Below are 23552 nucleotides of genomic sequence, written 5' to 3' on the forward strand. Positions count from 1 at the left end.
CGCGCAGCCATGAGCGTCTCGGAACCGTTCATCCGCCGGCCGATCGCGACCTCGCTGCTCGGGGTTGCGTTGCTGATCGGCGGTGCGCTGGGTTACTGGGCGCTGCCGGTATCGGCGCTGCCGCAGGTCGATTTCCCGACCGTGCAGGTGACGACACAGTTGCCCGGCGCAAGCCCGGACGTGGTGGCCTCGCTGATAACGGCGCCGCTGGAGCGGCAGCTCGGGCAAATCCCGTCGCTGTCGTCGATGCAGTCGACGAGCTCGTTCGGCGTCAGCCAGATATCGCTGCAGTTCGACCTCAACCGCGACATCGACGGCGCCACCCAGGACGTGCAGGCCGCAATCAATGCGGCCGCCGGCATCCTGCCGCGAACCCTGCCGTATCCGCCGACCTACGCCAAGGTCAACCCGGCGGATGCCCCGGTCATGACGCTGGCGCTGACGTCGGAGACGATCTCGCTACGGGCGATGAGCGACATCGCCGACACCATTCTAGGCCAGCGCCTGTCGCAGATTTCCGGCGTCGGCCGCGTCTCCATCCTCGGCGGCCTGAAACCTGCAGTGCGGGTGCAGGCCGATCTGGCGCGGCTCGCGGCCTACGGCATCTCCATGGAGGACCTGCGCAGCGCTATCGCAGGTGCCAATGTCTCGGGCCCGAAAGGATCGCTCGACGGCACCCAGCAATCCTACACCATCGCCGCCAACGACCAGATTGCGGCGGCGGAGGCCTACAAGCCCATCATCATCGCCTATCGCAACGGTTCGCCGGTTACCATCGGCGACGTCGCCGTCATCGTCGACGGGCTGGAAAACGACCGCACCGGCGGCTGGTACCAGGGCACGCCGGCCGTCATCATCGACATCCAGCGCCAGCCGGGCGCCAATGTCATCGAGGTGGTGCGGCTGATCCGCGCCGAGATTCCAAAGGTGCAGCGCGCGATCCCGGCCGGCGTCAACCTGCACATCGTCAGCGACCGCACGGTTACCATCCGCGCTTCCGTGCGCGACGTGCAGTTCACGCTGATCCTCAGCGTGGTGCTGGTGACGCTGGTGGTATTGCTGTTCCTCCGCTCGCTGCGCGCCACGATCATCGCGGGCGTAGCGCTGCCGCTGTCGCTCGTCACCAGCTTCGGCATCATGTATTTCGCCGGATTCTCCCTCGACAATCTGTCGCTGATGGCGCTGACGATCGGCACCGGATTCGTGGTCGACGACGCCATCGTCATGATCGAGAACATCGTCCGCCACATGGAGGACGGCGAGTCCGTGATGGAGGCTTCGCTGAAAGGCGCCAGCGAAATCGGCTTCACCGTGATTTCGCTGACGGTGTCGCTGATCGCGGTGTTCATTCCGCTCTTGTTCATGTCGGGCCTGGTCGGGCGCATGTTCCGCGAATTTGCGCTGACGCTGACCATCGCGGTGGTCACCTCGGCCATCGTGTCGCTGACGCTGACGCCGATGATGTGCTCGCGGATGCTGAAGCATCTCAACGAGGAGATCGCGGTTCCCGGCCTGGCTACGGTGAGCCGCGGCATCGACCGCATGGTCGCCTTCTACCACCGCACCCTGCTTTGGGTGCTGCAGCGGCAGCGCGCCACGCTGCTGGTGACGTTCGGCACCATCATCGCGACGCTGCTGATGTATGTGATCGCGCCGAAGGGCTTCCTGCCGCTGCAGGACACCGCCTCGATCACGGCGGTGACGGAGGCCGGACCCGACGTATCCTTTACCGAGATGAAGGCGCGGCAGGGCAGGGCGGCGGAAATCATCCAGGCCGATCCCGACGTGGTCGGGGTCGTCTCGGTGATTGGCGCCGGCTCCGTCAACCCGACCACCAATGTCGGGCGGCTGGTCATGACGCTGAAACCGCGCGGCGAGCGTCACGACGGCATTGCCGCGGTGGTCGCGCGGTTGAAGCAGCGCACGGCTTCGATTCCCGGCATGACGATCTATTTCCAGCCGGTGCAGGACGTGCAGATTTCGACGCAGTCGAGCCGTTCGCAGTACCAATACACGCTGACCGGCACCGATGCCGGCGAGGTCAGCGTCTGGGCCAACAGGTTGGTGGCCGAGATGCGGCGCGATGGCGTGTTCCGCGACGTCTCCTCCGAGGCGCAGGAAGGCGGCCTGCGCGCCTCCCTCGACATCAACCGCCAGCGCGCGGGCCAGCTCGGCGTCAGCCTGCAGGCGGTCAACGACACCCTCAACGACGCCTTCGCCCAGCGGCAGATTTCGACGATCTACGGTCAGGCCAACCAGTACCGCGTTGTGCTGGAGGCGCTGCCGATGTACCAGCGCGACCCGTCGGTGCTGTCGAAGCTCTATCTGCCGGGCGTGGCCGGCGCGCAGGTACCGCTGTCGGCGGTGGCGACGTTGACGCGCACTACCGCGCCGCTGGCGATCTCGCATCTGGCGCAGTTCCCGGCGGTCACGCTCAGCTTCAACCTCGCGCCGGGCGAGGCGCTCGGCGATGCCGTGGAGACGGTCAAGGCGATCGAGAAGTCGATTGGAATGCCCTCGAGCATCGTGGGCGTCTACGCCGGCGACGCGGCGGAATTTTCCAAATCGCTGGCGGGCCAACCCTGGCTGATCCTTGCCGCCATCGTCACCATCTACATCGTGCTCGGCGTGCTCTATGAGAGCTACATCCACCCGATCACCATCCTCTCGACGCTGCCTTCGGCCGGCGTCGGCGCCATCCTGGCGCTGATGCTTTTCGGACAGGATCTGTCGGTCATCGGCCTGATCGGCATCATTCTGCTGATGGGCATCGTCAAGAAGAACGCGATCATGATGATCGACTTCGCGCTGGAGGCCGAGCGCCACAAGGGCATGTCGCCGACCGACGCCATCGTCCAGGCATGCCTGCTGCGCTTCCGCCCGATCATGATGACGACGCTGGCCGCGCTGTTCGGCGCGCTGCCGCTCGCGGTCGAAAGCGGCACCGGCGCGGAGCTGCGCTTTCCGCTCGGCATCTCCATCATCGGCGGCCTGCTGCTCAGCCAGGTGCTCACGCTCTACACCACGCCCGTCATCTACCTTGCGCTCGACCGGCTCAATCGCCGCATCGAGAAGGCGGTGCCCGATCCGGGGCCGCCGGGCCCGACCGCCGCCGGCGCCACCGAGGGGATGCAGTGATGGCCTCGATCTCCGAGCCATTCATCCGAAGGCCCGTCGGCACCACGCTGCTGGCGATCGGATTGTTCCTGGTCGGGGTTGTCGCCTACGGAAACCTTCCCGTAGCTTCCGTGCCCAATGTCGACTTTCCCGTGATCCGGGTCTTTGCGTCGCGCCCGGGCGCCGATCCGTCGGTGATGGCCTCGACGGTGGCGGCACCGCTGGAGCGCAAGCTCGGCCAGATCGCGGGGCTCGATCAGATCACCTCGACCAGTTCACTCGGCCTGACCAGCATCATGCTGCAGTTCTCCATCGGCCGTAACATCGACCGTGCGGCGCGCGACGTGCAGGCCGCGATCAACGCCTCGCTTGCGGATTTGCCCAGCGACCTGCCGTCCTTGCCGCGCTTCCGCAAGGCGAACCCGTCCGCCGCGCCCGTGTTCGTGCTGGCGCTGACCTCGAAGACGATCTCGACCAGTGCGATGTACGACGTTGCCGACACCGTGATCGCGCAGCGCATCTCGCAGGTGCCGGGGGTGGGGGAGGTCAACGTCTCCGGCGCCGACCAACCGGCGGTGCGGATCGCGCTCAACCCGGTGGCGCTTTCCAAGGCGGGGATTGCGACCGACGATGTGCGGCAGGCCATCGTCGCAGCCAATCCGCTCGGTCCTGCCGGCATCTTCAACGGAGATCGGCAGAGCGAGACCATCTCGATCAACAAGCAGATGCGCACGGCCGCCGAGTTTCGCGACATCTTCATCAAGAGCTCGGCCGGCAATTTCGTGCGGCTGTCCGACGTCGCCGAGATCGAGGACGGCGTGCGCAACAGCCGCTCGATCGCATGGTTCAACCGCCAGGCGGCGGTGCTGATCCAGATCACCAAGCAGGGCGACGCCAACGTGATCGAGACGGTCGACCGCGTGCGCGCGCTGGTCCCGGAGCTGAAGCAGTGGATCCCGGCCGGGGTAGAGATATCGACCCTGGTCGACCGCACCGGGACGATCCGCGCCAGCGTGCTCGACATGCAGTTCACGCTGCTGGCGACCGTGTTCCTGGTGATGTTCGTCGTGTTTCTGTTCCTGCGCCGGACCACGCCGACCATCGCGGCCGGCGTCTCGGTGCCGCTGGCGCTCGCCGGAACCTGTGCCGGCATGTGGGTTGCCGGATTCTCCATCGACAATCTGTCGCTGATGGCGCTGGCGATCTCGGTCGGCTTCGTCGTCGACGATGCCATCGTCATGATCGAGAACATGTACCGTAACCTCGAGCAGGGCATGGCTCCCTATCCGGCGGCGCTGGAAGGCGCCAGGCAGATCGGCTTCACGGTGCTCTCCATCAGCCTCTCGCTGGTTGCCGCCTTCACGCCGCTGATATTCATGGACGGCATCGTGGGCAGGCTGCTCCGCGAATTCTCGCTGACGCTGACCTTTGCGATTGCGGTCTCCACCGTGGTCTCGCTGACGATCACGCCGATGATCTGCGCCCACTACATCAAGGAAGCGACCTCCGCCCGGGCGACCTGGTTCGACCGGGTGGTGGAGGGCACGCTGTCCGCGATCGTGCGCTTCTACGAATGGACGCTGCGCATCGTGCTCGGCTTTCCATATCTCACCCTGCTGGTGTTCTTCGCCACCATTGCGCTGACGGTGGTGCTCTATATCAAGACCCCGAAGGGCTATTTCCCGACCGACGATTCCGGCTTTGTGATCGGCGCAACCCGCGCGGCGCCCGACATCTCGTTCCAGGCGATGCTCAAGCTGCAGCAGCGGATGGCCGAGATCGTGATGGCGGATCCGGCAGTGGCCGGTGTCGGCTCGTCGCTCGGCAGCCCCGTCGGCCCCGGCGGCGGCACCTCCAACCGCGGCACGATGTACATCAGCCTGAAGCCGCCGGAGGAGCGCGGCGGCGCATCGACGGCACAGGTGATCGACCGCCTGCGCCGGGCGCTTTACCCGGTTCCGGGAATCCGCCTCTTCATGTTCGCCGCGCAGGACCTCCGGGCCGGCGGGCGGCAGAGCGATTCCGACTATCAATACACGCTCACCAGCACCGATCTCGACCTGCTGCAGAAATGGGCGCCGATCGTCGCCAAGCGGATGGAGACGGTCGAGGGGATCACCGATATTTCCGCCGACCGCGATCCCGGCGGGCTGCAATTGTCGCTGAAGATCGACCGGCAAAAGGCTTCCGCGCTCGGCGTGCGCGTGCAAGACATCGACAATGCGCTGAACAATGCGTTCGCGCAGCGCCAGATCTCGATGATCTATACCCAGCGCAACCAGTACATGACCGTGCTGGAGATCGATCCGAAATTCCAGCAGGATCCCTCCAACCTCGAGCGCATCTTCGTCGCCGGCGCCAACGACGCGCAGGTGCCGCTGTCGGCCGTCGTCCGCTACGAGCGCACCTTGTCGCCGCTCGCCGTGTTCCACTCGCAATCCTTCCCCTCGACCACGGTGTCGTTCAACCTCTTGCCCGACGTGCCGCTGGAAGTTGCGACTTACAACATCCAGCGCGCGGTGGAGGAACTGCACATGCCGGAGGGCATTCGCGGCAGTTTCGACGGCAATGCCGGCGACTTCAACAAGACCAGCGGCCGGCAGCCGCTGCTGATCCTGGGTGCGCTGGTGGCGATGTATATCGTGCTCGGCGTGCTCTATGAGAGCCTCGCGCACCCCATCACTATCATCTCGACCCTGCCGTCCGCAGGACTAGGAGCACTGCTTGCGTTGCAGATCACCGATACGCCGCTGACCGTGATCGCCTTTGTCGGCATCATTCTCCTGATCGGCATCGTCAAGAAGAACGGCATCATGATGGTCGACTTTGCGCTCGACGCCGAACGGCACCGCGGCCTTTCGTCGGCGGAGGCGATCTTCGAGGCCTGCAGCGTGCGCTTCCGCCCGATCCTGATGACGACCCTGGCGGCGATGTTCGCCGGCATCCCGTTGGTCATTGCGACCGGACCGGGCACCGAGCTGCGCCGGCCGCTCGGCATCACCATCATCGGCGGGCTCTTTGTGTCGCAGATCCTGACGCTCTACACCACGCCCGTGATCTATCTCCTGATCGACCGGCTGCGGCGGCGGTCCGAGCCGAGGCGGGTGGCCGCACCTGCGGAATAGTTCCAATTCAGGCCCGCCAAGCGTATAGCGGGCGCATGTCAGAACACGCCGAGACCATGGAGGCCATCGCGGACTGTCCGCATTGCGGCAAGCCGATGCCGCTCTGCATCTGCGACAGCGTCACGCCGATCGAGAACCGTATCGCGGTCCTGATCCTGCAGCATCCGCAAGAGCAGGACCGCGCGCTTGGCACGGCGCGGCTGACCGCGCGCCACTTCAAGGGTGCGGTGGTGAAGATCGGCCTGTCCTGGCCGAGCCTGTCGAAGGCGCTGGGGCGGCCTGCGCGCGATCCCTCGCGCTGGGCCGTGCTCTATCTCGGGTCCGCCAAGGTGAGCGAACTCGACACCGATGCCGAGATCGTCGCCATCAACCGCAAGGGCGAGGTGGAGCAGGGGCAGCGCGCGATTCTGAAAGACATCGAAGGCATCGTGCTGCTTGACGGCACCTGGAGCCAGGCCAAGGCGCTGTGGTGGCGCAATGCCTGGATGCTGAAGTGCCAGCGCGTGATCCTCGGGCCGCGGCAGCCTTCGCGCTACGGGCATCTGCGGAAGGAACCGCGCCGCGACGGGCTTTCCACCATCGAGGCCGCGGGCCTCGTGCTCGGCGCGCTGGAAAAGCGACCGGACATCGCGGCGACGCTGAACGCCAGCTTCGAGCGGATGCTGGCGCGCTACCGCGAGGTTCAACGCGACATGCCGGAACTCGCGCCCAAGCCGAAGAAGCGGGATTTTCGGCGTCGAAAGCGCGGCTGAGCTTCTTTCCCGCCTTTCTCGGCCACGCACATGGATTACACTGACCCGCGCTTCAACCAGGCCCTGTCCACGCTGGTGGTGGCGGCGGTGGCCGCTAACGCAATCGTCAGGAATTTGGTGCCGCCGGAGCGATCCGGCGGCGTTTCCTGTCGCTGTGGATGTTCGGAAGAGCCGGCGGAACAGGCTGGAGCAGCCTCGGTTGCCTATCCCCGACAGGGCGTATATGAGTGCCCGCGGTGGGGCCACGTGGCGGAGTGGTTACGCAGCGGTCTGCAAAACCGTTTACACCAGTTCAATTCTGGTCGTGGCCTCCATCCATATAATCAAGCACTTGGCTCGATTACATCAGAGGCCGTGGGAACTCCGGCGTCAGGACGCGGCGTGCCAGCCCTCGGGGAACGGGATCAGCGGCCAGGCCTTGCGATCATTGTCATTGGCGGCGCGCGGTAGCGGCTGTCGAAGCGGCAATGATTGGGCCACAAATTCCTCCTCAAAATCAGGCGCGATCGCCGTCTGTACGGCGTCCAGCAATAGGTCGAACTCAACTTCGCTCATGGCGCTCTCCCGCTTCTTGTCGCGGAAGGTCGCAAATCGGCTTTGTCTTCGGATTGAACGGATCGTTCGAATTTTAGCGATCCGGCCCCGGGCGACGACTTTGGTTACTGAAGTGTTGCTTTCCCCGTCGCGGAACCTACCCGTCCGTGGAAGAGGCCCAATGTGAGAAAAATCACATTCGGCGAAATTAATTTCCGGTATCGCCTGTGACTAGCAAAGGCGCCGCGCCGGCGCCAGCCTGATCCGGGAGACGCCGCCATGAAGCCGAGGTCTTTGCGTTTCGGAGCCTTCACCAGCCGTGCGCGCAAGGGTTGCACAATCGGCCTGTTTCTCTCCCTGTTTGCCGGCGGCACGGCCTTTGCGCAATACCAGGGTACGCCCGACCAGCGCCGCGCCTGTACCCCCGACGTTTACCGCCTTTGCGCCGGCGAGATCCCCAACGTGCGCGCCATCACCGCCTGCCTTCGCCGCAACAAGCCGAGCTTGAGCGAGGCCTGTCGCGCGGCATTCGATCAGGCGGCGCAATAAGCCATCCCGGCCGCGCCGCCGCTTTGGACGCAACCCCAGCCGTGGTACCGCTCTCCGATCGGGCCAACCGTTGTTGATCGGGAGCGTTGCATGAGCTTTTCCGGCGTCTTCGCGCGGCTGGTCGCGCTGATCGGCGGCGCCGCGCTGCTTTGGCGCCGGCTACAGGGCAAGCCGCCCGAGGCGGCATGGGGCAGCGCGCCGCAGATTCCGCAAGCCAGGCCTCAAGGTGCGATCCCGACGCTCAAGATGCCGACGGCGAGGGGATGGGCCGGCGGTCAACTGCCGCAGGCGGCGCCGGGGTTGAAGGTCAACGCGTTTGCCACCGGTCTCGACCATCCGCGCTGGATCGACGTGCTGCCCAATGGCGACGTGCTCGTCGCCGAATCGACGCAGATCGCCGGACGTCCGAGGTCGGTGTTTCACTACGCGATGCAGGCCACGATGCAGCGGGCCGACGCGCTTGGCGTCAGCGCGAACCGCATCACGCTGTTGCGCGACAGGGACGGCGACGGCGTTGCCGAAACGCGCGGAGCCTTCATGGAAGGCTTGAGCCAGCCGTTCGGCATGGCCCTCGTCGGCGACACTTTCTACGTCGGCAACACCGACGGTGTTGTCGCCTTTCCCTATTCGCACGGCGCAGACCGCATCAAGGCGCCGGGCCGCAAGCTCGTCGAGTTCAAGCCCGGCGGGCACTGGACGCGAAGCCTGCTGCCGAGCCCTGACGGCCGCAAGCTCTATGCGGGCGTGGGCTCCCTCACTAACATCGGCGAAATGGGCATGGAGGTCGAGGAGGGGCGGGCGGCCATCTACGAGCTCGACCTTGCCGGCGGGAGCAGCCGTATCTTCGCCGGTGGCCTGCGCAACGCGGTGGGCCTTGCATGGGAGCCAAACACCTGCGTGCTCTGGACCGTCGTTAACGAGCGCGATGGCCTCGGCGACGAGACGCCGCCCGATTATCTGACCTCGGTCCGCGACGGCGGATTCTACGGCTGGCCCTATTGTTACTGGGGCAAGACGGTGGACGATCGCGTGCCGCAGGATCCGGCTCTGGTCGCTCGCGCCATCACGCCCGACTATGCGCTGGGTGGGCACACGGCATCGCTCGGCCTGTGCTGGATGCCGGCAGGCACGCTTCCCGGTTTTCCCGACGGCATGGCGATCGGGCAGCACGGCTCATGGAATCGCAGCACGCTGAGCGGCTACAAGGTCGTGTTCGTGCCGTTCGAGAACGGGCGCCCGTCCGGGCCGGCGCGGGACATCCTGAGCGGCTTTCTCGCGCCCGACGAGCGCGAATCCTACGGCCGCCCCGTCGGCGTCACGCTCGGTCCTGACGGCTCGCTGCTGGTGGCCGATGACGTCGGCGACGTCATCTGGCGCGTCACGGGCGCGGGATAGCGCGATCGCTCGAGATTCCTGGGTGAGGCTTTGACTTTGGGGCCAAGACCGGGAAATCCCCTGTCGCGCAGCGGGTTTCCGGCCTTCCCTCGAGTCGGCCCGCAGCCGGCCAATTGGTCCTTTGCAACGGCAAAAGCCTTTGTTATACGCAGGCCGCTCGCGAACACCTGTTTCGCCTGTTCCCGGATAGCTCAGCGGTAGAGCATTCGACTGTTAATCGAATGGTCGCTGGTTCGAATCCAGCTCCGGGAGCCAACATATTTCTCGCCAATTCTCCAGGGTGCGACGGCGGATTCGGCCGAAGGCCATGTTGCGTTTTCACCCCTGTTGATCCAAAAGGTGACCGGTTTTCGCTTCGATTTCGGGGTTCTGCCAATGTCCGGTTTCTCGACGGCGCGCCAGAAAATGGTCGATTGCCAGGTGCGCCCCAGTGACGTCACCGACAGCCGGATTCTCGATGCCATGCAGAGCGTGCCGCGCGAGGCGTTTGTGCCGGCTGCACAGCAGCCGCTGGCCTATCTCGACCTCGATCTGGATGTCGGCGGCGGAGGAACCAGACGCTGTCTGCTCAAGGCGGCGCTGACGGCGAAATTGCTGCAGGCGGCCGAGATCAAGAGCACGGACAATGTGCTCGTGGTCGGCGCGGCCTCCGGTTATGTGGCTGCCCTGGTGGCGAAGATTGCAGCCAGGGTGACGGCGACAGAGAGCGATTCGGGGCTTGCGTCGAAAGCGGCCGCCACGCTCGCCGGTCTTGGGCTTTCCAATGTTACCGTTCGCACGGCTGCTGCCGCCGACGGCGGGCCGGAATCTGCGCCTTACGACGTCATCGTCCTCAATGGCGCCACCGAAATCGCGCCGGAAAGGCTGTTCGGCCAGCTTGCGGAAGGCGGCCGTCTGGTTGGTGTGTTTGCAACGACCAGGCCGTCGCGCGCGATGGCGGTCACGCACTCGCGCGGCGATTTCGGGCACCGCACGCTGTTCGACGCGGCAGCGCCTGTACTACCTGGCATGGAACGCCTCGCCGAATTCGTTTTCTAGGCGCTTTTCCGCCCTCGGCCGCTGCCATTTCCGCCCCGCGCGACTGTTAAATCCTGTTCCAAATCAGAAGTGTGGCCGGATTGCCCCACTGCGGAGAGTTTCGGCGTTGCCCGCTTGTCTGGGTGTTCCGTCACGACTAGCTGCAGAATAAGGTGAGCCGGGACTCACCTGCAGGGGTGGCGCCTGCCCATGCCTTTTTGGGTGGGCGAAAGAAGAATGATTGGATTTTTGGGGATGCGTGGGACGAAGGTTTTCGCCGGAGCTGCGGCTTCGGCCCTTCTGATGGCTTTGCTGGGGCCGGTGCCCGCGCTCGCCGACACGATCGAGGCCGCGCTGGTGCGCGCCTATCAGACCAACCCGGCGCTCAACGCGCAGCGCGCGCAGGTGCGCGTCACCGACGAAAACGTGCCGCAGGCGCTTTCGGGCTACCGTCCGAAAGTGGCGCTCACGGCAAGTGCGGGTTATCAATACAATCATACGCTCAGCACCGCTGGCGGCACGCCGACGGCTCTCGTGCGCTCACAGGTTCACGGCGCCAACGCGCCGCACAGCGCTGGCATGACCGTCTCGCAGACCTTGTTCAACGGCCAGCAGACCGCGAACCGGACCCGCGCAGCGGAGAGCCAGGTGTCCGCAGCGCGCGAGGCGCTGCGCGTGCTCGAGCAAACCGTGCTGCTCCAGGCTGCCACCATCTACATGGACTACCTGCGCGACTCCGCCATCGTCGAGGTTCAGCGCAGCAACGTGCGCGTGCTCGAGCAGACGCTGAAGCAAACCAAGGACCGCTTCAATGTCGGCGAGGTCACCCGCACCGACGTCGCGCAGTCCGAGGCGCAGCTTGCCGCCGGCAAGACGCAGCAGCTGACCGCTGAATCCAACCTCACCACGACCCGCGCCAATTTCCGCCGCATCGTCGGCAGCGAGCCGGTGGCGCTGGCGCCGGGCTCGCCGGTCGACCGCTATTTGCCATCGACGCTGGTCGCCGCCATCGAGCTCGCGTTGACCGAAAACCCGAGCGTCACCTCGGCGATGTTTGGCATCGATGTCAGCTACCTCCAGGTCAAGGTGGCCGAAGGCGCCTTGTTCCCGACCGTGACCTTGCAGGCTTCGGCGACCCACAACAGCGAGCAGACGCTGACGATCCAGCGCACGTTCACGGCTGCTGCGGTCGCGCAAATATCGATACCGGTCTATCAGGGCGGCGCCGAATTTTCGCTGATCCGCCAGTCGAAAGAGACGCTGGCGCAGCAACGGCTCGTGCTGGAACAGACCCGCGACCAGGCGCGCGCCAACGTGGTGCAGGCCTGGGGCCAGCTCGAGGCCGGCAAGGCGCAAGTGCAGTCGGCGCAGTCGCAGGTGACGGCGTCCGAGATCGCGCTGAACGGCGTCCGCGAGGAGGCCAAGGCCGGCCAGCGCACCACGCTCGACGTGCTCAATGCGCAGCAGGCGCTGGTCAACGCGCGCGTGGCGCTCGTCACCGCGCAGCACGACCGCGTCGTCGCCTCCTATTCGGTGCTCAACTCGGTCGGCCGCCTGTCGCCGATCGTGATGAACCTGCCCACCGAAACCTATGATTCCAGCGTGCACTATCACCAGGTGCGCGACAGCTGGCTCGGCGTGCGCACGCCTTCCGGCCAGTAGACAACGCAGCCGCTCCCGTATCCCTCCGGGGCTGCGCCTTGCTTGCACAATTGCCGCCATGACGTAGCCTTGTTCGAGGCAGCGAAGCGATTCGCGGCGCACGATTCGTTGCCTGACCGTCGCGATTCGGCGTCTTGACGGAACAGGGGGCGAAGCGCGCGATCCGCTGCGGGGCGTTCGATCTTGGGGACAAGTCCGGCCCATTCCATGAAATTGCCGGACCGCTATTTTCGGGACCGGCAAATCAGAGGTCGCTTGGTGTAAGATTCGCCGTTGATGATGTGGAGTCGGAGATGACGCAGCCTGCAAAGGTCCAAGAGCCCTCGATGGAGGAGATTCTGGCGTCGATCCGTCGTATCATCGCCGATGACGAGGCCAAGCCCGGCGACAAGCCTGCTGCCGCCGCGGCGCCCGCCGCACCGCCTTCCAAGCCCGCGATGAAGGACATTCCGCCTTCGGCGATTCCGGCTGCGCAGCCCGCTGCCAAGGCGGCCCCGGCGCCGGTTCCGAAGCCCGCGCCGCCTCCACCGCCCGCGCCTGCCGCGAGCAACAGCCAGGACGACATCGATGCGATGCTGGCGAGCCTCGAGGAGGACACTGCGCCCGAGGAGGTGAGACCGCCGCAGCCCGACGGCGACGTGTTCGAACTCACCGACGAGATGGCGCTGCCCGAGCCGGCGCCCGCGCCACCGCCGGCCGCTTCCTTCAGCAGGATCGAGCCACAGGACGATCTGGAATTCACTGAGGCGAGGGCGGCGCAGCGTCAGCCAATGCCCGAGCCGTCGCCGGTGGAAATGCCGGGGCCGATCCTGTCGCGCACGACGGTGAGCGCCGTGGAGTCCGCCTTCAACACGCTGGCCCACACCGTACTCAGCAACAACGCGCGGACGCTCGAAGACCTGGTCAAGGAAATGCTGCGCCCGATGCTGAAATCCTGGCTCGACGACAACCTGCCCGGGCTGGTGGAGCGCATCGTCAAGGCCGAGATCGAGCGGGTATCCCGCGGCCGTTAGCCTCGGCGCATGGCCCCGAAAAGTGCATACCGGTTTTCGGATCAGGTCATGCGCGGAAAAGAGGGGCCAAAGCCCCGATTCAGCCATCCATTCGGGCTTAATCCGGTCCTTTCGGGGCGGTAGCGTGTTGACTTGCGCGGCTGCGGCGGCTCTTTACCCCTCAAATCTCCAAACCCTTGCCGTGTCATGATCGAGAAGAACTACCAGCCCGCCGACATTGAAAGCCGCATGGCCCAGATCTGGGAGGAGAGCGGCGCGTTCCGGGCCGGCCGGCCCGAGCGCAAGGATGCGCCCACCTTCACCATCGTGATCCCGCCGCCGAATGTGACGGGCTCGCTGCACATGGGGCACGCGCTCAACAACACGCTGCAGGACATTCTCTGCCGCTTCGAGCGCATGCGCGGCAAGGACGTGCTGTGGCAGCCCGGCACGGACCATGCCGGCATCGCCACGCAGATGGTGGTCGAGCGCCAGTTGATGGAGCGGCAGGAGCCCGGCCGCCGCGACATGGGCCGCGCGAAATTTCTCGAGCGGGTCTGGCGGTGGAAAGCCGAGAGCGGCGGCACCATTGTCAACCAGCTCAAGCGCCTCGGTGCCTCCTGCGACTGGTCGCGCGAGCGCTTCACCATGGACGAGGGCCTGTCCAAGGCCGTCATCAAGGTATTCGTCGAACTGCACCGCCAGGGCCTGATCTACAAGGACAAGCGGCTGGTCAACTGGGATCCGAAACTGCTCACCGCGATCTCCGATCTCGAAGTGCAGCAGGTCGAGGTCAAGGGCAGCCTGTGGTACTTGCGCTATCCGATCGAAGGCCGCCAATTCGATCCGGCCGATCCCAAGACATTCGTCGTGGTCGCCACCACGCGGCCCGAGACCATGCTGGGCGACACCGGCGTGGCCGTGCATCCGGAGGACGAGCGCTACACCGATCTCGTCGGCATGCATGTGATCCTGCCGCTGGTCGGCCGCAGGATTCCGATCGTCGCCGACGAGTATTCCGATCCCGACAAGGGGTCGGGTGCGGTGAAGATCACGCCGGCACACGACTTCAACGACTTCGATGTCGGCAACCGCCACAGCCTGCCGCGCATCAACGTCTTCGACAAGGAGGGCCGCGTCTCCCTGATCGAAAACGAGGACTATCTGCGCGGGCTACCTGAGGGCGCGCTGATGCTCGCCGAAGAGCTGCACAACGTCGATCGCTACGCCGCGCGCAAGAAGATCGTCGCGCGGCTGGAGGACTTTGGCTTCGTCGAGAAGGTCGAGCCGAACACGCATATGGTGCCGCACGGCGACCGCTCCAACGTCGTCATCGAGCCGTATCTGACCGACCAGTGGTACGTCGACGCCAAGACGCTGGCGCAGCCCGCCATCGCGGCGGTGCGTTCCGGCGCCACGACCTTCGTGCCGAAGAATTGGGAAAAGACCTATTTCGACTGGATGGAGAACATCCAGCCCTGGTGCATCTCGCGCCAGCTCTGGTGGGGCCATCAGATTCCGGCCTGGTACGGGCCCGACGGCAAGGTCTTCGTCGCCGAAACCGAGGAAGAAGCGGTCGGCAACGCGCTCGGCTATTACGTCGAGCAGGAAGTGATCACGCCGGAGCAGGGCGAGGAGATGGCGCGCGACCCGGCGAAGCGCGAAGGATTTATCGTTCGCGACGAGGATGTGCTCGATACCTGGTTCTCTTCCGGACTGTGGCCGTTCTCGACGCTCGGCTGGCCCGATGAGACACCGGAGCTGCAGCGCTATTACCCCACCAGCACGCTGGTGACCGGTTTCGACATCATCTTCTTCTGGGTCGCCCGCATGATGATGCTCGGCATCCATTTCATGGATGAGGTGCCTTTCTCCACCGTCTACATCCACGCCCTCGTCCGCGACGAGAAGGGCGCCAAGATGTCGAAGTCGAAAGGCAACGTCATCGACCCCCTGCATCTCGTCGACGAATACGGCGCGGACGCGCTGCGCTTCACGCTGGCGGCGATGGCCGCGCAGGGCCGCGACATCAAGCTCTCGACCCAGCGTGTCGAGGGCTATCGCAATTTCGCGACCAAGCTGTGGAACGCCTGCCGCTTCGCCGAGATGAACGGCTGCTCCTTGCCCGGAGATTTCGATCCGACGCAGGCGAAGCAGACCCTGAACCGCTGGATCGCGCACGAAGCCTCGCGCACGACCCGCGAAGTCAGCGAGGCGATCGAGGCTTATCGCTTCAACGATGCGGCGGGCGCGATCTACCGCTTCGTCTGGAACGTTTATTGCGACTGGTATCTGGAGCTCGCAAAGCCCGTGCTGCTCGGCGAGGACGGTCCGGCCAAGGCCGAGACCCGCGCCATGATCGCCTGGGCGCGCGACGAGATCCTGAAACTGCTGCATCCCTTCATGCCCTTCATCACCGAGGAGCTGTGGGCGGTGACGGCCAAACGCGACACGCTGCTGGTGCTGACGCCCTGGCCGCGCAAGGCGGGCAGCCTGTCGTCGGAAGAACTGGCGCAGGTTGTGACCACGAACCCGAGCGATGCGCTGATCCCCACGGTGATCCTCGAACTCGATGCCGGCGAGTTCAGCGATCCCGAAGCGGAAGCGGAGATCGGCTGGGTAGTCGATCTCGTCACCGCGATCCGCTCGGTGCGGGCGGAGATGAACATCCCGCCGGCGACGCTGACGCCGCTGGTGCTGGCGGCGGCATCCGCCGAGACCAAGGCGCGTGCGCAGCGCTGGAACGACGTCGTCAAGCGCTTGTCGCGGCTGTCGGACATTTCGTTCGCGGACAGCGCGCCGGAAGGCGCGGTGCAGGTGCTGGTTCGCGGCGAGGTCGCCGCGCTTCCGCTGAAGGGCGTGATCGACCTCGCCGCCGAGCGCGCGCGGCTGGAGAAGGAAATCGGCAAGGCCGACGGCGACATCAAGCGCGTCGACGCCAAGCTCGCCAACGAGAAATTCGTCGCCAACGCGCCGGAAGAGATCGTCGAGGAAGAGAAGGAAAAGCGCGAGGCAGCTCTGGCGCGCAAGACGAAATTGCAGGAAGCGCTGGAGCGCCTGAAGAAGGCGTCGTAGACGACGACATTTCCACCGTCATTGCGAGGAGCGAAGCGACGAAGCAATCCATGCTTTCGCGTGGCAAGATGGATTGCCGCTTCGCTCGCAATGACGACTGGGATAGATTGATTGCATGCTCGACCACGTCTCCATCACCGTCTCCGATATCGCCGCCGCCGAGCGCTTCTACGACGCGATCATGAAGGCGCTCGGCGTGGTCAAGGTCGGCCGCCGCGATGACTGGCTCGGCTATGGCGAGCGCGCCCGGCCATCCTATCCAGACCGCGTCTACATTTCGATCCGCAAGGGCGAGAGGCCGGAGGAAGCCTTCGGCCGCCACTGGTGCTTCAAGGCGCGCTGGCAGAGCCATGTCGATGCATTCTGGGATGCCGGCATCGCGGCCGGCGGAGCCGACGACGGGCCGCCGGGACTGCGCAGCTATCACGCCTCCTACTATGCGGCGTTCCTCCGCGACCCCGACGGCAACCGCCTCGAAGCGGTCTGCCACCATCCGGTGTAGGCATGCAAGCAGGGCGCCCGAGCCGGACTGCATTGGGCGCAGCGATGCATCGCGCCGTGCACCAGACGCTGGAGGGCGGTACGATCTTCGCCGACCCCTACGCGTTGCAAATCCTCGATGACGAAGCGCGCGCAAATCTGCCCGCGATGGCTGCGGATCCCGCGCACCGGCCCATGCGGCTGTTCATAGCTGCGCGGAGCCGGTTCTCTGAAGAGGCGATGGCGACCTGTGTTGCGCGCGGCGTGCGTCAGGTCGTCATTCTTGGAGCGGGGCTCGACACGTTCGCACTGCGCAACCCGCATGCCGGCATCACCGTCTACGAAATCGATTATCCCGCGACCCAGGCGTGGAAGCGTGAACGCCTGACCCAAACAGGTGTCGCGCTGCCGCCGTCGCTGACATTTGCGCCCATCGATTTCGAAAGGCAAAGCCTTGGCAAAGGGCTGTCGGCATCTGGCTTCCGCGCTGACGAACCGGCCTTTTTCCAGTGGCTCGGCGTCACGCCGTATCTGACGCGGGAGGCCATCGTTTCCACGCTCGATTTTGTCGCCAGCATCGCCGGCTCCGAGTCGTATTCGAGTACGCGGAGCCGTTTGAGAACTACCCGCCGGCCATGCGCGCCAATCTTGTCGCAATTGCCGAAAGCGCTGCCGCACGCGGCGAACCTTGGCTCAGCCTGTTTGATCCTTCTGACATGGCCGCATTGATGCAGGCCCGGCATTTTTCCGAGTTCGAGGACGTCACGCGCGCCGAACTCGCTGCGCGCTACTATGGAGAACTGGGGCAGGGGCTGCCAGCAGGCCCGGGTCCGCATATGGTGCGCGCGGCTTCGCGCTAACGTGGAAACCGTTTGCTCAGGAATTTCGAGCCCTTCAGCCCGTAGCGCCATGGCAGCTCCACCGCCTTGGTGATGCCGATCCGCACGCCCGCCACGATCTCGGGCGTCGCAGTGCGCGCGAACAGCGCAATCGGCGGCCTGTCGAGCGGCAACTCGCTGTGCTTGATGGTGATGCCGAGCGCCTCGCAGAGCTTGCCGGGTCCCGAGCAGAGCGCGCGCACTTCGTCCACGCCACGCCGGCGCCGCATTGCGGCGAGCCCGTGGGTCGGCTCCAGCGCGCGGATCAGCACGGCGCTGGCCGAGCCTTCCTCCTCGCAGACGAAATTGGCGCACCAGTGGATGCCGTAGGAGCGGTAGACGTAGGAGAAGCCGGCCGGGCCGAACATCACGCGGTTGCGCGGCGTCGGTCCGCGGTAGGAATGCGCGGCCGGATCGGTGTGATGATAGGCCTCCACCTCGACGATGATGCCGCCGACGCCGCCAACCAGGAACGTCGCGCCGATCAGGTCGGGGGCGACCTCATGGACGCTGCGGTCGAAGAACGCGCGTTTCAGCGGTTTGCCGGGGGCAGGGGCGGCCGTACCGGCGGATTTCGAAGCTGGAGCCATTTTGAGGTGGGAATCGGGTCGGAACTGGCTGGAAAGCTCGCCCGACCATGCCATGTTCTGCTAGCTTCGGCGATGCCCAGTTGCGGCGTGCGCCAACACGGATTAGCTAAGAACTCTCGTTACTTGCAAGATCGCCATGGTCACCATCGTCGATACCCTGTCCAACACACCGCTGCGCCCGCGTCACCCCGAAAAGGCGAACCGGGCCGATAACACGTCGCCGCCGAAACCGGACTGGATCAGGGTGCGCGCGCCCAACACCCGCGGCTACGCCGATACCCGCAACATCGTGAAGGAGAACGGCCTCGTCACGGTGTGCGAGGAGGCGGGCTGCCCGAACATCGGCGAGTGCTGGGACAAGAAGCACGCCACCTTCATGATCATGGGCGACACCTGCACCCGGGCCTGCGCCTTCTGCAACGTCAAGACCGGCATGCCCGGCGCGCTCGACGCCGATGAGCCCGAGCACGTCGCGGAAGCAACCTTCAAGCTCGGGCTGAAGCACGTCGTCGTCACCTCTGTGGACCGCGACGATCTCGCCGATGGCGGCGCCGAACATTTTGCCCGGACCATCCGCGCCATCCGCGCGCGCTGCCCGAACACGACCATCGAAATCCTTACTCCGGACTTTTTGCGCAAGGACGGCGCATTGGAGGTGGTGGTTGCGGCCAAGCCCGACGTGTTCAATCACAACCTGGAAACCGTGCCGTCGCGCTATCTCACCGTGCGGCCGGGCGCGCGCTATTTTCACTCCATCCGGCTGTTGCAGCGGGTCAAGGAGCTCGATCCGACGCTGTTCACGAAGTCCGGCATCATGGTTGGCCTCGGGGAGGAGCGCCACGAGGTGCTGCAGGTGATGGACGATTTGCGCTCGGCCGATGTCGATTTCCTCACCATCGGTCAATATCTGCAGCCGACCCGCAAGCATCACGCCGTGATGCGCTACGTCACGCCGGACGAATTCTCGGGCTATGAGAAGGTCGCCTACACCAAGGGCTTTCTGATGGTGTCGGCCAGCCCGCTGACCCGCTCGTCGCATCACGCGGGCGAGGATTTTGCAAAGCTCCAGGCAGCGCGCGCGGCGCAAGCCCGCTAGGTCCGATGCCGCGGTTTTCCAGCAAGCGCCGGGTGCAGCACAGCGCGCTCCAGATGTTCGACCTCGTCGCCGATGTCGAGCGCTATCCGGAGTTCGTGCCGCTATGCGAGTCGCTGAGGATCCGGCAGCGCAAGGATAAGCCCAACGGCACAGAGATTTTGGTGGCCGACATGACCGTGTCGTTCAAGCTGGTTCGGGAGTCCTTCACCAGCGAAGTTGTGCTCGACCGTCCCAACCTGAAGATCGCGGCGAGGTACTTGAAGGGACCGTTCTCCAGCCTTGAAAACCGCTGGGCCTTCGAGCCGGGGTCCGAAACCGAATGCGATGTGGCCTTCTTCCTGGCCTACGAATTCAAGAGCCGCATGCTGGCGATGCTGATGGGCGCGATGTTCGATGCGGCGTTTGCACGGTTCGCGTCGGCGTTCGAGAAGCGGGCGGACCAGGTGTACGGAAAACCCAAGGCGGCTTCGTAGGAACGCAAGGTCAATCCTTTCGCGCGGGAAAATCTAGTTCGCGAGCTCAAGTAACGAATGGGTAAGCGCAGAGATCACGCCGTCCGCTTCTGTCCGATCGCCTCGAACTTCGCCTTCTGCTCGTCGTTCAACGTGGCATAGAACTCGCCGAGCGCGACGCTCACGAGATAGATCGCTTGCTGCATGGCCTCAAGCCGCGCGTCCGCTGCGTCAAGGCGAGCGGGTGGAGTCGTCGTGTCCGTCGGCGGGCACGCACTCAGGATCCCGATCGCCATGGCATTGGCGTCCTGCAGCGACTTGAGTGCGGTGCGCTGCGTGTCGTTCAGGTTCAGCCTGGCTTCGATCTCGGCGGCCGGCCATTGCAAGGCGGTTGATTGCGCCGGCCCGCAGGCGGCCGCGTCCGGGCCGGCGTCCGCCGGCGCAGTCTTGCGCCGATCGGCGGCAAGGGCGTTGAGCCGCACTTCCTGCTCGTCATCCAGCAGGTCGTAGAATTTCGTCAGCGGTTGCTGCAATGCTGACTGCACCGCGATCATCGTTCCGATGCGCTGCTGCATGATGGCGAGTCGCTCGGGCGCCGTCGGCGCCGCCTGCGTCGGGCAGGACGAACGGATCATGTGAGCGGCCATGATCAATGCCTTGGCAAGGTCGTCCAGAGCTGCGCGCTGCGCCTCGTTGTTCGGCTGAACGGCCTGCTGGAGTTCGCCGACGAGGCCGCCGACTTCGCGGCTGTCGTCGCCGCAGAGCTGTTGCAGCAACGGGACCCGGCGCTGACTACGGCCGGCCGGACGGGTCGAGGAAAAGGCGGCAAGATCGGCGCGGCCGTACGGCGCAAAAATCCCGGCATAGATGTCCGGATAGCCGTAGTTCCAGAAGCCGGTGCCGTCACCGAGGATGGCGTAGTCATGCACGTCGTAGATCGCGAAGGGCCAGAACAGCGGTCCGACCCAGCCATAGCTGCCGTCGCTGTGGCGCCACCAGCCGTCCGCGGCGACCTTGGGCAAGCCGGCCAGTGCCGCAACCGCGACGATCTGCCGGCGCGCCGCCGGATCGGCAGGTCCTGCCGCCATGGCCTTGCGGATGTCCTGAGGCCTGAGAGCCGCCGTTCGCATTTTGCCATGGCGGGCATGGCTGCGCGCGTGCCGCATCCGTCCGAGCGACAATACGCGTCCTACCGCCATCTTCGCGACGCCGATGGGATTGATGCCAATGCGCATCCTGGCCGGGGCTTCGGTCGGCAGCAGCGTCGTCAGCAAGAGGGCGGCAATTCCGGCAATTCCAATGCGCCACCTCGACATGGCACCCTCCCGGCGGAAAGCCTCGTCGCGTCACCGTGGACATCTACAGACAGATGACGCGGGGCGGAACCGAAAGTTCCCCGAGAGTGAGCTATCCCGCCGAAAACCGGCAAGAATCGGGTCGGTCGTCGCGTTTGCGGCGAACAGCGTTTCCAGTCATCACCGCGAGCCGAGGGGATGGCCAGATCCGCCACTCCGCAGCCACAGGCCGCGCGCCCTGTTCAGCAGGTCGGCAAGATCGGCCGCCCTGAGCTCCCATCCATTGCCGAGTGATCCCTCGACTTCAGGCAATTGCTGATCGGCGTGGCTGAGCACGCCGTTCCGCTCGCCGTCCGTGAAATTAAAACCGACGTGCTTCAAAATCGTCTTGCCGGTGGGCCGGTAGGGGCGAAAATCCCTGACTTCGCTCCAGCTCCAGCTGTCGGTTCCGCGCATGCCCTGAAAGAAAATCCCCTCGGGCGTCAGCATCAGCGTGTCCGGACGAAACAGGCGCCATCCGAAGACGGGGATGCCGAGGGCGAAAAAGCCCGCTACGAGGTAAGCGATCACGGGATTTTCCTCGGGATCTCTCGCCATCATTATTCCGGTCGCCACGAAGCCGACGACAATCAGCAACATGCCGGCGGCTACCATGCGAGAGGAGCGAATGATGATGGGCGGTTGACCGAGACTGCCCTGCATCTCGTCAGCCCCGCGGCGGCCGCCGCCGCTTTGCCGTCGCCCGCCGTGGGCTACGCGCCACGCGCGGGCGCAGCCGGCTTGCCGCCTCCCGTTGCGGCTTCTTCGCGGCCTGCGGCCCGCGCGCCAGCTCCGTCAGCATCCGTAATGCCTCCACCACCGAGCGCAGGCGCACGGCGGTGCGGCCGATGGCGCCAAAACGGTGCTCGCGGTGGAGGATGCGGCCGTCGCGGGCGGCGACGGCAAAATGCACCAGCCCCACCGGCTTGCCGGGCGTGGCACCACCGGGGCCGGCGATGCCGGTGATGGCGACAGCAAGGTCGACGCCGGCGCGTTCCAGCGCGCCGACCGCCATCTGCGTGGCCGTTTCCTTGCTGACCGCGCCGAAGGTCGAAAGCGTAGTGGCCTTCACGCCCAGCATCGCGCGCTTGGCGTCGTTGGAATAGGTGACGAAGCCGCGGTCGATCACGTCGGACGAGCCGGGGATGTCGGTCAGCGCGCCCGCGACCAGGCCGCCGGTACAGGATTCTGCGGTGGCAATGGTCAGCTTGCGCATCCGGCAGAGATCGAGCAGCGAGCGGGACAATGCGCGGGCGTCGCTGCCGCTCATCTTACTCGCTCCAGGGAAGTCGGATGGTGGCACTCGCGGTCGCCGCGATGCCTTCCTCGCGGCCGGTAAAGCCCAGCCGCTCGCTGGTCGTTGCCTTCACGGCGATGCGCGAGATGTCGATGCCGGATATCTCTGCGATCTTGGCGCGCATGGTGTCGCGCAAGGGGCCGATCTTCGGCCGCTCGCAGATCATCGTCACCTCGAGATTGGCGATGCGGCCGCCGCGCGCGGTGACGCGTTCCACTGCGTATTTCAGGAAGCGGTCGGAAGAGGCGCCTTTCCACTTGGGATCGCTCGGCGGGAAGTGCGAGCCGATGTCGCCGTCGGCCAGCGCGCCCAGGATGGCGTCGACCAGCGCATGCAGGCCGACATCGCCGTCGGAATGGGCGAGAAAACCCTTGGCGTGGGGCACGCGCACGCCGCAGATCATCACGTGATCGCCCTCGCCGAAGGCGTGCACGTCGTAGCCGGTGCCGGTCCTGATGTCGCCGAGCGTTGCTGCCAGGCGCGCTTCCTCGCGGACGAAGTCTTCGGGCGTGGTGAGCTTCATGTTCGCAGGATCGCCTTCAAAGGTCGCCACCGTCAATCCCGCCCATTCGGCGAGCGCGGCGTCGTCTGTGAAATCGTTGCGGCCTTCGCGCACCGCGCGACGGTGCGCTTCGAGAATGACGTCGTAGCGAAAGGCCTGCGGCGTCTGCGCGATGCGCAGCCGCGCACGCTCGGGCGTCGCCTCGACGTCGCCGGCCGCGCCAACCAGCTTGATCGTATCCGCAACCGCGACCGCGGGGATCGCCGCACCGGTCCGGCCCGCGGCGTCGATCGCACGGGAGATCACGGCTTCCGTCACGAAGGGGCGGGCTGCGTCGTGGATCAGCACGATATCGGGCCTGGCGCTCGCCAGCGCCTCGAGGCCGGCACAGACCGATTCCTGGCGCGTCGCGCCGCCATTGGCGGGCGGCGCATGGCGGAGCGCGCTCACGGCCTCGTTGAACACGGCAATGTCGTCGGGGTTCACCACCGGCTGCACGGTCATCACGTCGGGATGCCGGCAGAACGCCGCCATGGCCCGGAATATTACGGTCTGGCCACCGACCGTGCGGTACTGCTTGGGTCCGCCCGCACCGGCGCGAAGCCCGCGCCCGGCGGCGACGAGGATGGCTGCGGTGCGCTCAGGTCTGGGCATGCGTCTTCAAGGACTTGTCGGGCGAATCGATATTGCTGGATGAGCCGTGAC

20 protein-coding genes and 2 tRNA genes are annotated in these 23552 nt (G+C 65.6%); 16 read left to right on the forward strand and 6 right to left on the reverse strand.

Translation table 11 applies throughout. The features are described 5' to 3' along the window. Positions 1 to 9: 9 nt before the first annotated feature. The 4 genes from HZB49_RS08865 (at position 10) to HZB49_RS08880 (ending at position 7308) form a co-directional block, all read left to right on the forward strand. On the forward strand, positions 10 to 3138 hold the full coding sequence (locus HZB49_RS08865) for an efflux RND transporter permease subunit (RefSeq protein ID WP_291610221.1): 3129 nt from the start codon (positions 10 to 12) through the stop codon (positions 3136 to 3138). Beyond that, positions 3138 to 6242, forward strand: a complete 3105-nt coding sequence (locus HZB49_RS08870) for an efflux RND transporter permease subunit (RefSeq protein WP_291610223.1) — start codon at positions 3138 to 3140, stop codon at positions 6240 to 6242. Before HZB49_RS08865 ends, HZB49_RS08870 begins: the two co-directional genes overlap by 1 nt. A 35-nt stretch (positions 6243 to 6277) precedes the next feature. Then, positions 6278 to 6994, forward strand: a complete 717-nt coding sequence (locus HZB49_RS08875) for a tRNA-uridine aminocarboxypropyltransferase (protein WP_291610225.1) — start codon at positions 6278 to 6280, stop codon at positions 6992 to 6994. 240 nt (positions 6995 to 7234) lie between these two features. Further along, a tRNA-Cys gene (locus HZB49_RS08880) sits at positions 7235 to 7308 on the forward strand. Between the two features lie 55 nt (positions 7309 to 7363). Here the strand turns inward: HZB49_RS08880 and HZB49_RS08885 are convergent. Then, positions 7364 to 7549, reverse strand: a complete 186-nt coding sequence (locus tag HZB49_RS08885) for a hypothetical protein (RefSeq protein WP_291610227.1) — start codon at positions 7547 to 7549, stop codon at positions 7364 to 7366. A gap of 258 nt (positions 7550 to 7807) precedes the next feature. On the opposite strand from HZB49_RS08885, the gene HZB49_RS08890 reads away from it, so the two are divergent. From HZB49_RS08890 to HZB49_RS30035, 10 genes are all read left to right on the forward strand, one after another. Beyond that, positions 7808 to 8077: a hypothetical protein gene (locus HZB49_RS08890; RefSeq protein ID WP_291610229.1), complete on the forward strand. Its 270-nt coding sequence runs from the start codon at positions 7808 to 7810 to the stop codon at positions 8075 to 8077. 90 nt (positions 8078 to 8167) lie between these two features. Further along, positions 8168 to 9472 carry a sorbosone dehydrogenase family protein gene (locus tag HZB49_RS08895; RefSeq protein WP_291610231.1) on the forward strand — a complete coding sequence of 435 codons (1305 nt, stop codon included), beginning with the start codon at positions 8168 to 8170 and terminating at the stop codon, positions 9470 to 9472. Positions 9473 to 9652: 180 nt separating this feature from the next. Continuing rightward, a tRNA-Asn gene (locus HZB49_RS08900) sits at positions 9653 to 9727 on the forward strand. Positions 9728 to 9847: 120 nt separating this feature from the next. Continuing rightward, positions 9848 to 10510 (forward strand): protein-L-isoaspartate O-methyltransferase, encoded by a 663-nt coding sequence (locus tag HZB49_RS08905; protein ID WP_291610233.1) that lies wholly within the window; start codon positions 9848 to 9850, stop codon positions 10508 to 10510. Positions 10511 to 10744: 234 nt separating this feature from the next. Then, positions 10745 to 12151, forward strand: a complete 1407-nt coding sequence (locus HZB49_RS08910; RefSeq protein ID WP_291610235.1) for a TolC family outer membrane protein — start codon at positions 10745 to 10747, stop codon at positions 12149 to 12151. A 293-nt stretch (positions 12152 to 12444) separates the two neighbouring features. Then, positions 12445 to 13164, forward strand: coding sequence for a DUF2497 domain-containing protein (locus tag HZB49_RS08915; protein WP_291610237.1), 720 nt, complete (start codon positions 12445 to 12447; stop codon positions 13162 to 13164). A gap of 186 nt (positions 13165 to 13350) precedes the next feature. Continuing rightward, the gene (locus HZB49_RS08920; RefSeq protein WP_291610239.1) at positions 13351 to 16218 is read left to right on the forward strand and encodes a valine--tRNA ligase; all 2868 of its coding nucleotides are present in this window, start codon (positions 13351 to 13353) and stop codon (positions 16216 to 16218) included. A 115-nt stretch (positions 16219 to 16333) separates the two neighbouring features. Further along, positions 16334 to 16720: a VOC family protein gene (locus HZB49_RS08925; RefSeq protein WP_291610242.1), complete on the forward strand. Its 387-nt coding sequence runs from the start codon at positions 16334 to 16336 to the stop codon at positions 16718 to 16720. 44 nt (positions 16721 to 16764) lie between these two features. Then, positions 16765 to 17427 carry a class I SAM-dependent methyltransferase gene (locus HZB49_RS08930; protein WP_365857160.1) on the forward strand — a complete coding sequence of 221 codons (663 nt, stop codon included), beginning with the start codon at positions 16765 to 16767 and terminating at the stop codon, positions 17425 to 17427. Then, positions 17415 to 17558, forward strand: coding sequence for a hypothetical protein (locus HZB49_RS30035; RefSeq protein WP_365857163.1), 144 nt, complete (start codon positions 17415 to 17417; stop codon positions 17556 to 17558). The genes HZB49_RS08930 and HZB49_RS30035 overlap by 13 nt, the downstream gene beginning before the upstream one ends. Here HZB49_RS30035 and HZB49_RS08935 read toward each other — a convergent pair. Further along, the gene (locus HZB49_RS08935; protein ID WP_291610244.1) at positions 17555 to 18166 is read right to left on the reverse strand and encodes a DNA-3-methyladenine glycosylase; all 612 of its coding nucleotides are present in this window, start codon (positions 18164 to 18166) and stop codon (positions 17555 to 17557) included. The genes HZB49_RS30035 and HZB49_RS08935 overlap by 4 nt on opposite strands. A 136-nt stretch (positions 18167 to 18302) precedes the next feature. Here HZB49_RS08935 and lipA point away from each other — a divergent pair, with 136 nt between their 5' ends. Beyond that, entirely contained in the window at positions 18303 to 19262 is a 960-nt protein-coding gene (lipA, locus tag HZB49_RS08940; RefSeq protein ID WP_291610246.1) for a lipoyl synthase, read from the forward strand. Positions 19263 to 19267: 5 nt separating this feature from the next. Further along, positions 19268 to 19735 (forward strand): type II toxin-antitoxin system RatA family toxin, encoded by a 468-nt coding sequence (locus HZB49_RS08945; RefSeq protein ID WP_291610247.1) that lies wholly within the window; start codon positions 19268 to 19270, stop codon positions 19733 to 19735. A 74-nt stretch (positions 19736 to 19809) separates the two neighbouring features. On the opposite strand, the gene HZB49_RS08950 is transcribed toward HZB49_RS08945, so the two are convergent. The 4 genes from HZB49_RS08950 to HZB49_RS08965 all read right to left on the reverse strand — a co-directional run bounded on the left by HZB49_RS08950 (position 19810) and on the right by HZB49_RS08965 (position 23501). Then, the gene (locus HZB49_RS08950; protein WP_291610248.1) at positions 19810 to 21030 is read right to left on the reverse strand and encodes a Spy/CpxP family protein refolding chaperone; all 1221 of its coding nucleotides are present in this window, start codon (positions 21028 to 21030) and stop codon (positions 19810 to 19812) included. Positions 21031 to 21189: 159 nt separating this feature from the next. Then, complete coding sequence (locus tag HZB49_RS08955) at positions 21190 to 21648, reverse strand: hypothetical protein (protein ID WP_291610249.1); 459 nt, start codon at positions 21646 to 21648, stop codon at positions 21190 to 21192. 67 nt (positions 21649 to 21715) lie between these two features. Then, positions 21716 to 22318, reverse strand: a complete 603-nt coding sequence (locus tag HZB49_RS08960) for a CinA family protein (protein WP_291610250.1) — start codon at positions 22316 to 22318, stop codon at positions 21716 to 21718. 1 nt (position 22319) lies between these two features. Further along, positions 22320 to 23501: a bifunctional 2-C-methyl-D-erythritol 4-phosphate cytidylyltransferase/2-C-methyl-D-erythritol 2,4-cyclodiphosphate synthase gene (locus HZB49_RS08965; RefSeq protein ID WP_291610251.1), complete on the reverse strand. Its 1182-nt coding sequence runs from the start codon at positions 23499 to 23501 to the stop codon at positions 22320 to 22322. Positions 23502 to 23552 lie beyond the last annotated feature (51 nt).

It is taken from the genome of Bradyrhizobium sp. (assembly GCF_016219575.1).
Lineage (GTDB): Bacteria > Pseudomonadota > Alphaproteobacteria > Rhizobiales > Xanthobacteraceae > Bradyrhizobium.

Bases quoted from the DNA above. Each gene is read 5' to 3' on its own strand.
- HZB49_RS08865 (WP_291610221.1), top strand. From the start codon at position 10: ATGAGCGTCTCGGAACCGTTCATCCGCCGGCCGATCGCGACCTCGCTG.
- HZB49_RS08870 (WP_291610223.1), top strand. From the start codon at position 3,138: ATGGCCTCGATCTCCGAGCCATTCATCCGAAGGCCCGTCGGCACCACG.
- HZB49_RS08875 (WP_291610225.1), top strand. From the start codon at position 6,278: ATGTCAGAACACGCCGAGACCATGGAGGCCATCGCGGACTGTCCGCAT.
- HZB49_RS08885 (WP_291610227.1), bottom strand. From the start codon at position 7,549: ATGAGCGAAGTTGAGTTCGACCTATTGCTGGACGCCGTACAGACGGCG.
- HZB49_RS08890 (WP_291610229.1), top strand. From the start codon at position 7,808: ATGAAGCCGAGGTCTTTGCGTTTCGGAGCCTTCACCAGCCGTGCGCGC.
- HZB49_RS08895 (WP_291610231.1), top strand. From the start codon at position 8,168: ATGAGCTTTTCCGGCGTCTTCGCGCGGCTGGTCGCGCTGATCGGCGGC.
- HZB49_RS08905 (WP_291610233.1), top strand. From the start codon at position 9,848: ATGTCCGGTTTCTCGACGGCGCGCCAGAAAATGGTCGATTGCCAGGTG.
- HZB49_RS08910 (WP_291610235.1), top strand. From the start codon at position 10,745: ATGCGTGGGACGAAGGTTTTCGCCGGAGCTGCGGCTTCGGCCCTTCTG.
- HZB49_RS08915 (WP_291610237.1), top strand. From the start codon at position 12,445: ATGACGCAGCCTGCAAAGGTCCAAGAGCCCTCGATGGAGGAGATTCTG.
- HZB49_RS08920 (WP_291610239.1), top strand. From the start codon at position 13,351: ATGATCGAGAAGAACTACCAGCCCGCCGACATTGAAAGCCGCATGGCC.
- HZB49_RS08925 (WP_291610242.1), top strand. From the start codon at position 16,334: ATGCTCGACCACGTCTCCATCACCGTCTCCGATATCGCCGCCGCCGAG.
- HZB49_RS08930 (WP_365857160.1), top strand. From the start codon at position 16,765: ATGCATCGCGCCGTGCACCAGACGCTGGAGGGCGGTACGATCTTCGCC.
- HZB49_RS30035 (WP_365857163.1), top strand. From the start codon at position 17,415: ATGGCCGCATTGATGCAGGCCCGGCATTTTTCCGAGTTCGAGGACGTC.
- HZB49_RS08935 (WP_291610244.1), bottom strand. From the start codon at position 18,166: ATGGCTCCAGCTTCGAAATCCGCCGGTACGGCCGCCCCTGCCCCCGGC.
- lipA (WP_291610246.1), top strand. From the start codon at position 18,303: ATGGTCACCATCGTCGATACCCTGTCCAACACACCGCTGCGCCCGCGT.
- HZB49_RS08945 (WP_291610247.1), top strand. From the start codon at position 19,268: ATGCCGCGGTTTTCCAGCAAGCGCCGGGTGCAGCACAGCGCGCTCCAG.
- HZB49_RS08950 (WP_291610248.1), bottom strand. From the start codon at position 21,030: ATGTCGAGGTGGCGCATTGGAATTGCCGGAATTGCCGCCCTCTTGCTG.
- HZB49_RS08955 (WP_291610249.1), bottom strand. From the start codon at position 21,648: ATGTTGCTGATTGTCGTCGGCTTCGTGGCGACCGGAATAATGATGGCG.
- HZB49_RS08960 (WP_291610250.1), bottom strand. From the start codon at position 22,318: ATGAGCGGCAGCGACGCCCGCGCATTGTCCCGCTCGCTGCTCGATCTC.
- HZB49_RS08965 (WP_291610251.1), bottom strand. From the start codon at position 23,501: ATGCCCAGACCTGAGCGCACCGCAGCCATCCTCGTCGCCGCCGGGCGC.